The organism is Anaerotignum sp. (assembly GCF_031981185.1).
GTDB lineage: Bacteria > Bacillota > Clostridia > Lachnospirales > Anaerotignaceae > Chakrabartyella.
Window position 1 is genome coordinate 22,673 of the sequence record NZ_DALYUL010000013.1, and the last position, 16,037, is coordinate 38,709.

The 16,037-nt window shown below is 38.6% G+C and carries 14 protein-coding genes and 1 other annotated feature; of the genes, 5 read left to right on the plus strand and 9 right to left on the minus strand.

Features of this window, described 5'->3' with window-relative positions; genetic code table 11:
• Positions 1-23: 23 nt before the first annotated feature.
• The 6 genes from RTK36_RS08775 to RTK36_RS08800 all read right to left on the minus strand — a co-directional run bounded on the left by RTK36_RS08775 (position 24) and on the right by RTK36_RS08800 (position 5,479).
• Complete coding sequence (locus tag RTK36_RS08775; RefSeq protein WP_331654997.1) at positions 24-1,367, minus strand: amidohydrolase; 1,344 nt, start codon at positions 1,365-1,367, stop codon at positions 24-26.
• Positions 1,358-2,230, minus strand: coding sequence for a MetQ/NlpA family ABC transporter substrate-binding protein (locus tag RTK36_RS08780; RefSeq protein WP_312046293.1), 873 nt, complete (start codon positions 2,228-2,230; stop codon positions 1,358-1,360). Before RTK36_RS08780 ends, RTK36_RS08775 begins: the two co-directional genes overlap by 10 nt.
• 70 nt (positions 2,231-2,300) lie before the next feature.
• A complete protein-coding gene (locus RTK36_RS08785) occupies positions 2,301-2,978 on the minus strand; it encodes a methionine ABC transporter permease (protein WP_312046294.1) in 678 nt (225 codons plus the stop codon).
• Complete coding sequence (locus tag RTK36_RS08790) at positions 2,975-4,006, minus strand: methionine ABC transporter ATP-binding protein (protein ID WP_312046295.1); 1,032 nt, start codon at positions 4,004-4,006, stop codon at positions 2,975-2,977. The genes RTK36_RS08785 and RTK36_RS08790 overlap by 4 nt, the downstream gene beginning before the upstream one ends.
• 62 nt (positions 4,007-4,068) lie before the next feature.
• Positions 4,069-4,317: a binding site (T-box leader), on the minus strand.
• A gap of 347 nt (positions 4,318-4,664) precedes the next feature.
• Positions 4,665-4,961 (minus strand): hypothetical protein, encoded by a 297-nt coding sequence (locus RTK36_RS08795; protein WP_312046296.1) that lies wholly within the window; start codon positions 4,959-4,961, stop codon positions 4,665-4,667.
• Between the two features lie 71 nt (positions 4,962-5,032).
• A complete protein-coding gene (locus RTK36_RS08800) occupies positions 5,033-5,479 on the minus strand; it encodes a S1 RNA-binding domain-containing protein (protein WP_312046297.1) in 447 nt (148 codons plus the stop codon).
• A gap of 101 nt (positions 5,480-5,580) precedes the next feature.
• Between RTK36_RS08800 and rlmD the strand changes: the two genes are divergently transcribed.
• Both rlmD and RTK36_RS08810 read left to right on the plus strand, forming a co-directional pair.
• A complete protein-coding gene (gene rlmD, locus RTK36_RS08805) occupies positions 5,581-6,966 on the plus strand; it encodes a 23S rRNA (uracil(1939)-C(5))-methyltransferase RlmD (protein WP_312046298.1) in 1,386 nt (461 codons plus the stop codon).
• Positions 6,967-7,442: 476 nt separating this feature from the next.
• Positions 7,443-8,423 (plus strand): VanZ family protein, encoded by a 981-nt coding sequence (locus tag RTK36_RS08810; protein ID WP_312046299.1) that lies wholly within the window; start codon positions 7,443-7,445, stop codon positions 8,421-8,423.
• A 278-nt stretch (positions 8,424-8,701) separates the two neighbouring features.
• Here the strand turns inward: RTK36_RS08810 and RTK36_RS08815 are convergent, their stop codons facing one another.
• Positions 8,702-9,229: a stage II sporulation protein M gene (locus tag RTK36_RS08815; protein ID WP_312046300.1), complete on the minus strand. Its 528-nt coding sequence runs from the start codon at positions 9,227-9,229 to the stop codon at positions 8,702-8,704.
• A gap of 53 nt (positions 9,230-9,282) precedes the next feature.
• On the opposite strand from RTK36_RS08815, the gene RTK36_RS08820 reads away from it, so the two are divergent.
• Both RTK36_RS08820 and RTK36_RS08825 read left to right on the plus strand, forming a co-directional pair.
• Positions 9,283-9,414, plus strand: coding sequence for a hypothetical protein (locus RTK36_RS08820; RefSeq protein ID WP_312046302.1), 132 nt, complete (start codon positions 9,283-9,285; stop codon positions 9,412-9,414).
• 19 nt (positions 9,415-9,433) lie between these two features.
• Positions 9,434-10,273 carry a hypothetical protein gene (locus RTK36_RS08825; protein ID WP_331654998.1) on the plus strand — a complete coding sequence of 280 codons (840 nt, stop codon included), beginning with the start codon at positions 9,434-9,436 and terminating at the stop codon, positions 10,271-10,273.
• 455 nt (positions 10,274-10,728) lie between these two features.
• Here the strand turns inward: RTK36_RS08825 and RTK36_RS08830 are convergent, their stop codons facing one another.
• Positions 10,729-11,892 carry a hypothetical protein gene (locus RTK36_RS08830; protein WP_312046304.1) on the minus strand — a complete coding sequence of 388 codons (1,164 nt, stop codon included), beginning with the start codon at positions 11,890-11,892 and terminating at the stop codon, positions 10,729-10,731.
• A 1,173-nt stretch (positions 11,893-13,065) separates the two neighbouring features.
• Between RTK36_RS08830 and RTK36_RS08835 the strand changes: the two genes are divergently transcribed.
• The gene (locus tag RTK36_RS08835) at positions 13,066-14,814 is read left to right on the plus strand and encodes a methyl-accepting chemotaxis protein (RefSeq protein WP_312046306.1); all 1,749 of its coding nucleotides are present in this window, start codon (positions 13,066-13,068) and stop codon (positions 14,812-14,814) included.
• Between the two features lie 310 nt (positions 14,815-15,124).
• Here the strand turns inward: RTK36_RS08835 and RTK36_RS08840 are convergent.
• The coding region (locus RTK36_RS08840; protein ID WP_312046308.1) for an FAD-dependent oxidoreductase at positions 15,125-16,037 on the minus strand (913 nt) is incomplete at its 5' end.

Consider the following 16,037-nt stretch of genomic DNA (forward strand, 5'->3'; position numbering starts at 1 on the left):
CTTTTCTATGAAAAAAGCGTCTTTCACTGTTTCAATACCTGCAAAGCATAATCCACATATAAATTGCAGGAAAGCAGTAATGCCTCCTCATCAATATCAAATAAGCCATGATGATGAGCTGCTTTTGTGTTGGGTTTCTCTTCATTTGCCGTGCCTATATAAGCGTACATTCCCTTTGTAACCGCCAAATAATCCGCAAAATCGTCAGCACCTAAAGACTTCTGATAATCCGAAACAATGTCAACAGGGTCAACCAGTTGTTGGGCAACCTCAGTCACTTCTCTCACTGCGTCTTCGTCATTTGTCAATGGCGCCGCGTAATCTAAAAAAATCACATCTGCCTCTGCACCATACATTGCCGCTGTCTGCTTTGCAATTTGCACCACTCTATCATTGGTGAACTTACGTACTTCTGGTAAAAAGCTTCTGGTAGTTCCTTCTATTTCCCCGTGTTCCGCAACAATATTATACTGGGTGCCTGCTTTGATTACGCCAACCCCCACCACCACTGTTTCCAAAGGGGCTGTACTTCTGGCAACAATGGACTGCAAATTCACAGCAATCTGAGCGGTAATATATGCCGCATCTACGCCCAAATGGGGCGTGGATACATGGGCACCTTTCCCCTTTACGGTTATTTTAAAATAATCACAGCTGGCACATTGAGGACCTTTGGTCAAAGCAACCTGACCTTTTGCTAATCTGCTTGTAACATGGGCACCGAATATTCTTTCACAGCCTTCTAACAGTCCTGCTCCAACAAACAACCTGGCTCCTTGGCCAATTTCTTCAGCTTGCTGAAAAAACAAACGAACCTGACCTGAAAATCCTGTTTCTTTTGATTTTAATACTTTAGCCGCTGCAAGCAAGGTTGCTGTATGGGCATCATGGCCGCAAGCGTGACAAAACCCCTTATTTTGAGAACGGTAGGATACTGTTTTCAAATCTTCCATGGCTAGGGCATCCATATCTGCCCTTAATGCAACAATTTTTCCTTTGCATGCTTTTTTCCCATCAATCCAAGCATATACCCCCGTTTCCCCTATTCTTCTATGAGGAATTCTCAAAGCATCCAGCTCCTCCTCAATTTTCTTACAGGTTTCATATTCCTTTAAGCTAACCTCTGGATGGGCATGAAAATGCCTTCTCAACGAAATGATATAGTCCTTCTCTTCTAAAATATAATTCTTTATCGCCATATTTTTACCGCCTTTTCTAAATTCAATGATTCTTTCCATAATGCAAACAGATGGGTCATCGGAATAAAACCAATAAACCCATCTGTTTTTGATTGGATGGGGAATCCCCTCCCGAGAATCGCTTTTTATCTCACTGGTGTTGCGACAAAACTCACTTCTTATTCCCAAGTGCAAAGGAATGCACCTTTATACTGGTCATTTAACGTTGTTTTTACCTCTTCGGTATGATAAGCGTCAACGATTTTTTTGTATACTTCATTGTCTTTGTCAGCTGTACGGCTAACAATAACATTTACCAGCTGTGGCACCGCTTCGTTTACTGCAGGGTCAACATTTTCTGTAAAGATTGTATCTTTATTGGGGTCTAAACCTGCTGTAAATGCATTTCCACCGTTGATGATTGCCGCTGCGCAGTCGGGCAAAATATTTGCCAAAGTTGCTGATTCAGCTTCTAAGATTTCAATTTTTTTGTTGTACTTCGTAATATCCTGCTTTGTGGGAACATAGCCCTTTGCAGGATCGCATTCAATTAAGCCAGCAGCTTCAAGTAATTTCAATGCTCGACCGCCATTTGTCAAATCACTGGGAATGGCGATGGTATCGCCATCTTTAATCTCATCAATGGAAGAAATTTTATCTTTGTTATTATAGATTGATAAAGGTGCAATAATGGTATCGCCAATGGCTACAATATCATAACCCTTTGTCTCAATTTCGTTTGCTAAGAACGCTTTATGCTGGAAGGCATCCAAATCGATTTCTCCATCGTTTAACGCACGGTTTGGCGCCGCATAGTCAGAGAACTTTACAAGCTCCACCTTAATATTATCATCTTTTAGCAATTCATTAATGGTATCCCATTGAGCATTGTATTCACCTACTACACCAACCTTTACCACAGTTACCTCAGCCTTGTCGCCCTCTGTTTTTGCTGGTTCTTCCTTACTTGGCGTAGAACCACAACCTGCCAACCCTAAAACCAAAGTTGTTGCCAATGCCGCCGCAAATAATTTTTTAAAATTCTTTTTCATATACATCTCTCCTTTTTCTATCAATGTTCTTCTTAATATGCTTAAAATGTTTCCATTCAAGAGCCAAAGATTAGTGTGTGGTTCTTTGAATAATAAAATTTCCAATGCCCTGAAATACTGATATTATCAGTAAAATGATAGCAACGGTTACCCAAATCATATCTCTATAGCCCATTTGGTGACCATAGCGAATGGCAAAATCCCCTAGTCCACCGGCACCAATACTTCCTGCAATGGCGGTGATACCAATTAAGCTGACAAACGTAATCATAGTTACACGGGTAATTCCCGGTATGCTTTCTTTTAAGTAAACACTAAAAATAATTTCTAAAGGACTAAAACCCATGGCCTCGCTAGCCTCAATAATCCCATGATCCACATCGGCTAAAACAGCCTCTATCTGCCTTGCAAAAAACGGTACCGTTCCTCCAATCAGTGCAACATAGGAGCCTAAAACACCGGAACCCGTACCAACAATGGCACGACTTAAAGGGATTAACAGCACCATTAAAATAATAAACGGAATGGAACGAATGACATCAATTGCTCTATCTAAAAATTTGTATAACAGCGGCGCTTGCATAAGACCACCTTTTTTCGTAACAATAAGCAACACTCCTAAAATCAAACCTAAGAGAAAGGCAATGCTTCCAGAAATAAAAAGCATTTGAAAAGTTTGCTTCATACATTTCAATAATTCCCCTTGTAAAGATTGCAAATTTGGTGCAATATCATATAAAAAACTCATCCTCTAATCACCTCCATCTGAACATCTCTGCTTTGAATATAGCCAATTGCCTGTTCCATATTCTCTGTCTCTCCGCTTAATATAACAACCAATTTCCCCAAAGGCTTATTCTTCAAAATATCCACATTGCCAAAAATAATATTAGCCTGGACATGATATTTCTCTGCCAGATGAGAAATGACTGACTCTCCTGCATTTCCCCCTGAATAGGTAAGAAGTACTAGCTTTTCCCCTTTCTTCAGTTGGGTTAGTGCATGTTTTTCCTCCAGCAGTTCATAAATTTTATTAATATTACTTGCAGTATCCATAAAATCTCTTGTTAACTTTTCCTTGGGGTGAGAGAAAACTTCCACTGTTTCTCCTTCTTCCACCACGCGCCCTAGCTCCATAATGGCAACTCTATCGCAAATATCCTTTACTACAGCCATTTCATGGGTAATTAAAACGATGGTTATGCCCAGATCTTGGTTTACCTTTTTTAAAAGATTCAAAATGGATTTTGTGGTCTGGGGGTCCAGAGCACTGGTTGCTTCGTCGCAAAGGAGCACTTTTGGGTCATTGGCTAATGCTCTGGCAATGGCCACCCTTTGCTTCTGCCCTCCGGAAAGCTGAGAAGGGTAAACATCCTTCTTATCCGTCAAACCCACTAGTTCCAATAAGGAAAGTATTTTTTGGTGCTTTTCTTCCTTTGACTGTTTGCTTTTACGTAAAGGAAAGGCAATATTTTGATACACTGTGCGGGAACGCAGCAGATTGAAATGCTGAAAAATCATTCCAATTTTTCGTCGTTCCTCTCTCAGGCGAACCTCTGGCAAACCCGTAAGATCAACCCCATCAATGACTACCTTTCCCCCTGTGGGCCGCTCCAAAAGATTGATGCAGCGCACCAATGTGGATTTACCTGCCCCCGAAAAACCAATAATTCCAAAAATCTCGCCTTTCTTAATATCCAAACTTACTTCCGTTACAGCCTGAATTTCATCCCTGCCTTGACGAAAGGTTTTGCTTACCTTCTCCAGCTGAATCATAACCTTCTCCCCCTTACAATTACTCCATATAATAAAAAAGCTCCCACCCAAATGATATTCATCATTAGGGCGAGAGCATAGCTTCGCGTTACCACCTAATTTTATTTGTTTTTCACAAAACAAACCTCAACGAGTACGTCCAAAAAATCGGATAATACCCCGGCACTATAACGGGTGCACCCGTCACGATCTAAACAATTCGACCATGCAGCTCCAAGACCATCTTCATCAGCCTATCTTTATCCTCTTCCACCAAACGAGGACTCTCTGTAAAAGCATCCGCTCACTACTCTTCTTTTCCATGCCTTTATTTCTTAATTGGATTAATCATAATACAACAACTTTTTCTTGTCAACTCTTTTTCTATTGTTCCTCGAATTTGAAACCACGCTTCTTAAAAATAACCTACAAAAAATCATTCACATAAATATAAATACTGGTCAGGTTGTTTATTTTAATGGAAATAAATCCCTTGTCCTTTCAAAAAAACATGATCTATCCAATGAAAACTTTACTTAATTTTATGTTTATTCTATAAACCAAGCTTATCGATAAAACATAAGCCATTCATTCTGTCTCCCCTTTTGGATATTCCCCGGGAAACCAAAAGAGACAAGCATAAGAAAAGCCTCTTTGCAACCGCAAACAGGCTAAACCATTACTTTTTAATATACCGTTCATTACAACGGGAAAGAAAATAAACACAAACAGCCAATAACACAAGAAATATAGCCAGAAACACCTTGTTAAAGGGAAACATGATATCAAGTAAAGCCTTTCCAACAAAAATTGTTCCTGCCACCATATGCCAAATGCCCGACTCTTTCAGGTATGCAGGTAAATTTTCCGGCTCAATCAGCTCTAGTGTGCGTTTGGTAAAGAAAATAGTCTGACCAAACAATGCAAATACGCCTCGTGCGTAAAAGTATATTCCCACAACAAAAAACAAAGTCATAATATCCCTCCCACTGCGCCGTCATTTATTGCATCTCAAACAGTTTCATGGTAAGATGTTTAAGCAATATTTTAAAAAGAACGCTTATTTGCTCTTTTATTCAAGCTAGTATGACGCTCGTTAGACTGCTTCGCCCATTCCTTCATTTTTTCTTCAAAATCAGTAGAAGGACTGGTTGAGGATTGAGGACGGAAATATTCCTCAGCAGGGCTTGCGGGCTTTTGTGTCTGATTTGGTTTACGGAAAGGCTTCTCATTTCTAGGCTGACGTTCTTCCTTTGGTAATGCATCCCGAATGGATAAAGCAATTTTATGGGATTCTTCATCAATGGAGAGGACTTTAACCTTAACAATATCTCCGATCTTAATATGGTCGTTGATATCTTGTACGAAGCTGTTGGCAACCTGAGAGATATGCACTAACCCTTGCACAGAGCCTAAAGAAACAATTGCGCCAAAAGGTTTAATGCGTACAATCTTTCCTTCAACGATACTGCCTACTTCTAATTTTTCAGACATTCCAATATACACTCCCGTTCAGAATTTTAAGATTACTGGAACAGTATACCATAGATTAAACTTGAATACAAACAAAATCTAACCACCTCGGAGGAGAATTTATGAAGAAAAAAGATATCATTACCATTCACATTGAGGATGTTTCCTTCCCCAATAAAGCCTTTGGTTTTGTGGATGGAGAGAAGGTTGTGGTGAAAAACGGTGTCCCAGGACAAACTATTCAGGCACAAATCATAAAGAAAAGAAGCAGTGGCATCGAGGCTAGACAAGAAGAAATTCTGCAGCGTTCTCCTCTGGAAAGACAGGAGGGTGTCTGCTCCCATTACACCCTTTGCGGCGGTTGCACCTATCAGACCCTCCACCATGAAGAAGAATTAAAATTAAAAGAACGCCAAGTGAAACGCCTCTTGGCGCAAGAAAACATTCAAATTGAAAGCTGGGAGGGCATCATACCTGCCCCTTCGGAAAAAGGCTATCGAAATAAATGTGAATTCTCCTTTGGAGATGAAGAAAAAGGCGGAGATTTGGCCTTGGGCATGCGCAAACGTATGAGCCATTACGAGGTAGTATCCTTAAAGGATTGCAATATAATCGACAATGATTATTTAAAAATTATTCAAAGCACTTTAACGTTCTTTCAAGAAAAAAATGTGCCTTTTTATCATAAATTGCGTCACGAAGGCTCCCTACGCCATTTGGTGGTCAGAAAAGGCACAGCCACAGGAGAAATCCTCGTCAACCTAGTTACAAGCTGCGAAGTGCCCTTCTCTACAGAAGAATTTAAAACAATGCTTTTAGCGTTACCGCTAGAGGGTTCTCTCTGCGGCATCTTGCATTCTGTGAATGATAGCGTTGCTGACGTTGTACGTAGTGACGAAATGACCATTCTTTACGGCAGAGACTTTTTTATGGAAAAATTGTTTGATTTGGAATTTAAGGTTTCCGTTTATTCCTTTTTTCAAACCAATACAAAGGGTGCCGAAAAATTGTATTCTATCGTTAAAGAATTTGCAGGGGATGTTTCCAATAAAATGGTCTTCGATTTATACTGTGGCACCGGAACCATCGGGCAGATTATGGCGGAAGCAGGCTCCAAAAAAGTGGTTGGTATTGAATTAATCGAGGAGGCAGTTGTTGCTGCCAATGAAAATGCCGAAAGAAACGGATTGTCTAACTGCCAGTTTATCGCCGGTGATGTCTTACAAAAGGTTGACGAATTAACAGATAAGCCTGATTTAATTATTGTTGACCCTCCAAGAGACGGTATCCATCCAAAGGCTATTGGAAAAATTATTGATTTTGGTGCTCCCGAAATCATTTATGTTTCCTGTAAACCTACCTCCTTAGCAAGAGATTTGGTGATTTTCCAGCAAGCAGGTTATCAGATAAAAAGAGTGAAACTGATGGATATGTTCCCAAGAACAGTACATGTGGAAACGGTGATAATGATGACTTTTTGTGGTTTAGGCAAGAAAAACAGGGGTTAGACCACAATATGTTGTGGTTTTTGATTGAAAAATGAGCAATAAACGGGGCTGAAAAATGCGATTTTTAGCCCCGTTTTTTTGGCTCTTCCACGGATGACATAGGATAGTTGAAGGCAAAATCTTTCCAAAGTGCTTTTAGAGATAGGGTAAAGGATGGGATATTCATCGTTAAGGGGGACACTTGGGAAATCAGGGATATTCATTAGTCAGAAATGGTATTAATAAGGTGACAATTTGACATCATAATCTGCAAATATCTGTAATACATGACAGAGAGGATAAAGATATTTAAGGTAATAAAAATCCTGATTTACACTCACCCTGTGGAGTAAAAAACATCCAGATTATTATAAGCAATCCGAAATTATGGATAAAATAGCAAGCTTATAAACATAATGGCAGATATAAATAGATAATTTTTATTATTGCTTGAAGATGTAAATTAATTATAACATATTATGAATGGAGTGCTAAAAGTGAAAAGCAAAAAAAAAGAAACACCAAATGACAATGAAGTGCTATCCCTTAATTCAGGCGCTATCAATACTAAATTACGCAGACATATTCTTATAGGAACGATAGTTTATGCAGCTTTAGTTTTGTACTTCATGTTCCTTGGGTTTAATAGATTAGGAAAGAAGTTATATTATAATCAATATACATTTATACTTTTACCAGATGGTATTCCCCTAAGGTTCCCGGAACTATCGATGTCATGGTTATTCGATTTTGGGAACATTGCTGCTTTTATTCCTTTTGGAATTATAATTCCGCTGCTCTATCGTATCCGTTTTAGAAAGTTTATCACATTGTTTATATCAGTGATTTGCTTTCTGGAATTGTTGCAGTCTTTAACTTTTCTAGGTACGTTTGACATTATGGATATCATATCGAATACTTTGGGTGCAATTATAGGCTTTATTGCTTATAAAGTAGGGTTTTCCTCAGAGATTACTTTTAAAAGGCTTGCTGCTTCGGCAGCATCTATGCTTATACTATTTATTACAATTATGATTACTTCTGAAATAATTGACTATGTTGTACATGTAAATGAAAGAATAGGAAATGTTGTAGCAATAAATGAACTAAGTGCAACCGCGCCGGCTATCGATAAAATTTCGTCTTTTACGGTACAAGGTGAAAACATAAATCCCACATTAAATGTGTATAGCAGCAATGACGGAACAAGCAAGGAGTACCTGTTTCATGTAGACAAGAATAATCCCTGGATCTATGCCAATATTGGTATTCCTGATGATGAAGAATATAAAGGTTCGGTTACGATTGTAGCTAATGGGGATGAGCTGATACTATTTAGTGATGAAGACGAAGATAAAAATGCACTAAAAGTGAAAACATTTTTTAATACGAATTTAAAAGATATAAAAATTATAGTCACTGGAAATGCTAAAGTGTGGGATGTTGGCATTGCAGAAATAAAGCATTGGTGGGAGTAAGTGTGGTATAATTAGTAAATTATACTTTCAATAAATGACTTATGATCCTGGCTCATCATTAAAATAAAGATTATTCCGAAGTGGTGAAAGTGAGCCTTGATAGAATACGGATCACCGCATCAACGCATGTTGAAACGTATGTACTGTTAACCACAAAAAAACCATAAACATTTCAACTGCCTTTCTAAACAAAATAATTATAAAATTTACATTAAGGTCAATTCATCTAGTCCCGAGAAAATCTCTACAAAGAAATTAGAAATTTTCTCGCAACATATTTATGCTAATAATGAAATTATGGGTGTAATGAGCCCTTTTATAAAAGCTGCTAAAACAAGCAAGGGAAATGCAACAAAGCAATAAGTTGAATTAACCTTTTTAAAAGCATTAACAATTCCAATTTCTGATTTTACTTTATTGAAAATCAGACTGTGAATTGCTTGATTCAGGGGGTAAAGCACCGCCAAAATAATAATAAAAGAAAATAATTCTATAGTTGCATGTGGAAAAACACCCAAAAAGACTTTCGAAAAACTTATTTTACCATCTAACTGAGGTGTAAATGGAAAATAAAAAATTACACCTGTAACAACTGATGTTAATGCAACCGGTAAGTAATAAACAAATGGATTTGGAATAAGCGCTAAAAGAAGCATTTGGAATGGAACTTTCATTCCATTATTTACGACATATTTCAAAAATTTTCCTGACTGAGTTTTGTCTACTCCTGAAAATTTTTTATCCGTCAAATGAATCAGTTCCATAATATCGGGTTTCATAATGAAGGATACTACAAAGCTTAACATAATGATTCCTAAAGTTACCTATGCAAATTTTTTTACGGACAAAATGGGACAAAATGCAAATCATGTTGGAATATTCCGGAAGCATTCCAGCTACATACCCTGAAGATGAAACATACGGTTTGATTTCTGATCCCATTGTGATAATTCAAGAAGTATCCGATGAAAGGAATCCTTTTGACGATTAAACAAAGGAAGGTGGATTCATTGTCAATTCGAAAATTTATACCAACTACAATTATGATACCTGCCATTGCAATTGGAGCCTTTACCATGTATCAGCATCATGTTCCCATGGGAATCTGCATTCAGAATATTGCTTGCCTTGTTTTTATGAGTCTTATTTCCATGATTCTGTTCACTGGGAAAATAAGCATCTTTGAAAGTAGTCATAGAAAATTTTTATTGCCCATCTGTCTGTTTCTTTTGGTAGTAACATTGGTAAGTCAGGGCATGGAAGGCGTACATCGGTGGATTTCTATTGGTTTTATAAGACTAAATATAGCAATGATTGTAATACCTATCATTTTCATAGAGTTGTGGTATGTACTCAAAACAAAAGGGGTTAATTTTGCATGGGTAATAGCATTCTTAGTGATACTGTTGTTGTATTTTCAACCAGATGCTTCCCAGTTAACAGGATTTGCCCTTCCATTAGTGGTCATGCTATGCCTAAGCGTAAATGGTAAGGTAATTCGGTTTTTCATGATTAGTATATTTTCCATGTTTATAGTTTTATCATGGGTCTTTCTGGATACACTTCCTCCCGTTGCATATGTAGAAGGAATCTTGAAAATGGCGGCAGATGTTGGGTTGCCTTGGCTGATTTCAGGGATATTGTCTTTAGTCGCATTGCCTATACCCTTTCTACTCTTTCCCCCTAAAAATGAGGAAATACTTTCAAAGTGTATTGGCTTTTACTTTGCGATCGTCATTATCTCAGCTTTTTTTGGTAATTTTCCTGTGCCATTGGTGGGATATGGGATATCGCCTATCGTTGGCTATTTTATATCATTCATGTGGTATCTGAATTCTAAGTATGTTTAAAATATGATTATTCTTCTGCAAGGGGATACCAGGCAGAGGGGATATGTTTTTTAACCACTAAGACACGCGAGCTGGTTTGCCTGATAACAAGGTCGGCTATGTATCACTATGCAACTTAAAACAGTAAAATTTATTATTTCAAGGCAGGCCACCTAGAAAAAATAATCGGCCCTTTATAGAAACAGGATTATAGTAATACTATGTTTAGCTGTTCAGTTAGATTTTTCCTCAGACAAAACAAAAAGCACGTAAGTACCAGCGGTATTTGCGTGCTTTTTTGTGTATCTGATAGAAAAGATGCAAGCAGGTGAACATGCAGACATCAGTCGGCAATTCCACATCGTTGCCTTATAATAATTCTGGATATTGCTTACTTAAGCCACAATTATTTTACTTAGAAATAGCGATGATGCCTCCTAGAAAAAAGCTTCAACAAATCTTAAACTACTCTACCTCTATGCTATTTGCAAAATAACAAGATGTGCAGATACGGGCTCTGTGCCGCCTGCAAGTGGCGTGATTGTTAAAGCCGTTGACTCACTAGCCGGATTTCGTACCGTCAATATTGAGTTTGATACTGTTGTTCTGATAAGGGCAATTCCAACTATTTGAGAAGTACCAGTTGCACGACCTACTACGGTTTCTGGCAGTTCCAAACTGCCCCCTCCTGAATCGAGAGTTAAAACTAACTGTCCAGCTTCAGTTACGCTTACTTGAAACAATACCTGATATACACCGATAGAAGATAACTGAAATGTGCTGGCGCTGGTGCGTAGAATAGATGCTCCTCCGGAAGGTCCGTCTTGTGGAAAGCTTACGTCAGCACCAGCAGCAACAGTTGCTGCATTATCAGGGGGCATTAAAGCAAAGAAATCCGCATAGTCCGCTATCCCACCTGCAGGGCCTTGAGGGCCTGTTGCTCCAGTGGGGCCTGTTGCGCCTGTTGCTCCTGTCGCTCCTGTTGCACCCTGAGGGCCCACTGGGCCTGTAGCACCGGTTGCACCAGTGTCTCCTTGGGGACCGGCAGGACCAGTGAGGCCTTGGGGACCTACAGGGCCTTGAGGCCCGGTAGCACCGGTATCCCCTTGAGGACCTACAGGACCAGTGAGCCCTTGGGGACCTACGGGGCCTTGAGCACCGGTTGCACCGGTATCTCCCTGTGGACCGACAGGACCAGTGAGCCCTTGGGGACCTACAGGGCCTTGAGCCCCTTGAGCACCTGTTGCACCGGTATCCCCTTGGGGACCGGCAGGACCAGTGAGCCCTTGGGGGCCTTGAGGGCCTTGAGCACCTGTGGCACCGGTGTCCCCTTGGGGACCGGCAGGACCAGTGAGCCCTTGGGGACCTATAGGGCCCTGAGCACCTTGAGCACCCGTAGCACCTGTTTCTCCTTGTGGGCCGGCAGGGCCAGACGGGCCAGTCGCACCAGCATTACCTTGTGGGCCGGTTGCACCAGTGGCACCTGTGGCACCCGTGGCACCTTGAGGTCCAACAGGCCCTGTAGCGCCTCTAGGGCCAGGAATACAACAACAAGGTTGTGTACAATCTTGATTACAGCGCTTGCAATAAGGTTCTGGATATTGCTTATTTATACAATTTGTATCATCATTATAAATCATTTTATAACCTCCTGTCTTTTAAAAAGGCTCAAATACTTCACTATATATTATGCAATGGCTATATAATGTTGTTTAGATCCTTCATTCGTACGTCTCGACTGGATGTGTTAAGACAGGAATAATCATCGAGTAATATGTTTGTAATGATAATCTCTGTCTTCATAACTTATGCAGTTTTAAAAATATACACAAATAGATCTCAGGTGGTTTCCATTGATTTACAAATGCTGAGGCTGTCATCAATCTTACCTTGCTTGCGTATGTTCATTTTGAAACTATTTATTATGGTTTTATTGAAAATAGGTTTTATTCTTTGTAAATACGGGAGACTCAAAATCTGACTTTACAAGATTAATACCGTTTCTATATATCATCCAAAAATTTTACTAAGACTATTACATGTCATAAAAAATAAAAATATAATATCCCTGCTATAATATTCTTTTATTTATCACTTCTCCATTGGCCTAGTTCTTTTCCATTGATATTAACAGTTAAATAACCTAAACTTAATAATAAAAATTATTATTTAATAATTAACAATAAGTATTATTGACAATACTCCCAAAAAATGCTAAAATCCTACAAGAATATAATGTTGCTTAAACTTTTTGGTTACACTATATTTTTGCAATTTATAATTTTAATATAAAGAATTTTTTGGAGTAATTTCGTCCAAAATAAAATACACTATTCACTAAACTTATTAAAATAATAAAAAAACAGCGAAAGCTTTATATTACAACAACAATTAATAAAAAAGCACATACTTAAAAGGAGGTATTCTGAGCCATAAGCAATATGCCATTTTAGGATTTTGCAGGGTAGTTAGCCCTCAAAAACTAAATTACATAATTTCGCAAAAAAATATCAATCAGTATTATTTATTATCTCATCAATTCAATATATTGTTTTGAATAGGAAAATACATTGAATTGTATTGAGAACGATACTTACACTTATATTGCGAACAAATATGGCAAACATCACATTTATTATACGGTATTGCATCAATGATCCCATTCAATGGCTAACAAAACAAAATATGAATCGGACTTACACCTAACTAAGAATGCTTGAAAATCCATAAAACGATTGCATCTGAATTCTGGATCCACATAAGCATCCGCCGATTCAGCGTATTATTCATTAAAAAACAAAGGAGCGTGCAGCATGTTAAAAACTGCGAAACTTAAAACAAAAATTGTGCTTTTATTTGGCGCAATCATCCTAATAACAATCTTTCTTCAAGGCACGGTATCATTTATACAACTTACTAAATCCCATAACACAATCATTAATGCATATAAAGATGACTTTGACACATTAATCGAATTGAGTGTGAACAATTTAATTAGTGTTTTAGATGTAAATCATCAACGCTATCTTGATGGTGAAATTACCCATGAAGAAGAAATGAAAACCGCCGAAAAAATTGTTCGAGATGCCCGATACAATAACGGAGAAGGATATTTTTGGGCAGACTTAGAAAATGGTGTTTGCGCCATCCATAAGAATCCGAAATTTGAAGGTACGCAACGGCTACAGGATCAAGATAAAGCCGGAAACTACTATATTAAAAATTTGATTGCCGTAGGAAATCAACCCAATGGGGGCTTCACAGAATATTACTTTCCCAAGCCAAACGAGGATGGTGTCTTTAAAAAACGAGGCTATACAAAAAAATATGAACCTTATGGTTGGTATATCAGCGCCGCCAATTTTTATGATGATATTGATAAAATCATTGCACAATATAAGAAAGAAAAATACATATCTCTTCTTAGCCTCGCTGCCTGCGGAGCAGTCGCTGGTGCCTTCGGTATCTTCTGGATGTTTGTTGTTGCTGGAAGAATAACAGGTCATTTAAAGCGATTCACAGACCGTTTAACCCTTCTCAGCCAAGGAGATTTACATTCTCCTGTGATTGAAGTGCACACAGGGGATGAATTTGAAACCTTATCTCTGGCCACAAAACAAACGGTGGATAGCTTAAGCGGAATTATGCATGATATTCATGAAGTAATGAAAAGATTTTCTGACGGAAACTTTGTTCTCAATTCAACTTTAGAATATAAGGGTGATTTGGCAGGAATCAATGATTCCATTCAAAGTTTTTCCGCCAATATATCTAGCACATTGGCACAAATTAATGCAACTTCTACAGAAGTTGCTCGGGGCTCAAGTCAGGTTTCAGAAGGTGCTCAAGTCCTTGCTCAAGGAGCCACGGAGCAAGCCGCATCTATTCAAGAGTTAGCAGAACTTACTAATGGCATGACAACCACGATTCACCAAACCGCCAATGATGCCGCACAAGCAAAGCAAATTGCCATAGACTCCAATCATTCTTCTGCCCAAGGCCAGCAACAAATGCAAGAGATGATTGAAGCAATGGAAAAAATCAGTAATGCTTCAAATGAAATTGGTAAAATTATTAAAAACATTGATGATATTGCATTTCAAACGAATATCCTTGCCTTAAATGCAGCCGTTGAAGCAGCACGGGCAGGAGAAGCAGGAAAAGGGTTTGCCGTGGTTGCAGATGAGGTTCGTAATCTTGCAGGTAAGTCAGCTGAAAGTGCCAAACTTACCTCCCAGTTAATTGAAAACTCTATCGCAGCAATTGCAAATGGTTCAAAAATAGTCTCAGAAACAGCAGGTTCCTTAAACAATATTATTTTAAACTCTGAAAAAACTGCTGATGTCATTCAAAGTATAGCAGATGCAGCCATTCAGCAAAAACATTCTATGGATGAGGTAAGTAATAGCCTTGCACAAGTATCCAGTGTAATTCAAATAAACAGTGCAACCTCTGAGGAAAGTGCCGCTGCCAGCGAAGAGATCTCCAGTCAGGCAGAAATATTGAAGGATTTAATTAATCATTTTCAGTTTGAAAATCATGACTCCTCCTTTGCAGAATAATTTTTTGTTTTCAAAATAGTATACCTAACAATTTTATCGTTGTTACATTCTTTCATTTAGAAGAAATTTTCTTTCCCTTCCTCTCGGGTCTTTAAAAAAAACATCTTATCAATAATGGATACAATACTATAAAAACTGCCTAGTCCACGGTATTGTTAAGAAAAAACCACCTTGTCATCAAGGTGGTTTTTTTATTTCTGATTTGCATTCAATTTCAACAAACCTGTAAAACTGTTTATTCCCCTTTGTTATATCTGGGTCCGCAGGTTTATAATTTTTTTTATTTGCCCTAAGCAGATTCCCCTGCTATTTAAACCAAATTAGTATAACCCATCAGGGTTTCATCCACTTCTCTTGCCACACTGCGTCCTTCTTTAATTGCCCAAACTACTAGGGACTGCCCTCTATGCATATCTCCCGTAACAAAAACCTTTGGGACATTGGTATGAAAGCTATTTTCAGACGTTTTAACATTGGTTCGCTCATTCAGCTCAATTTTAAATGCCTGTGCCACATAGGTTTCGGCACCAACAAAGCCTGCTGCAATCAACACCAAATCCACATCAATTGTCTTTTCACTACCCTTCACATGACCAAAGGATACTGCTCCGTTTTTATCCACCTTTTTCTCTAATTTTACAATTTTTGCTTTTACAACATTACCGTCCTTATCCAAAACAAATTCTGTTACCGTTGTTTCGTATAGACGAGGGTCTCGGCCGAAAACAGCAATTGCTTCCTGTTGCCCATAGTCGGTTTTTAAAACCTTTGGCCATTCTGGCCAGCTGTTATCATCAGCTCTTTCCACAGGTGGCCTTGGCATCATTTCAAGCTGAACCACACTTTTTGCACCGTGGCGGATAGACGTTCCCACACAGTCATTCCCTGTGTCACCACCGCCGATAACCAAAACATTTTTACCCTTTGCAGAAATATATTTGCCGTCTTTTAAATCGGTGTCTAAAAGGCTTTTGGTTGTAGTTTTCAAAAAATCAACTGCAAAATAAATGCCTTTTCCATCTCTGCCAGGCACCTTAATATCCCTTGGATTCGATGCACCGCAAGCAAGAATGACGGAATCATATTCCTTAATTAATTTATCCGCCTTTATGGCGTTTCCGATGTCCGCATTGGTAACAAATTCGATGCCTTCCGCCTTCATGATATTTATTTTACGGTCAATGACGTTTTTTTCCAGCTTCATGTTGGGAATGCCATACATT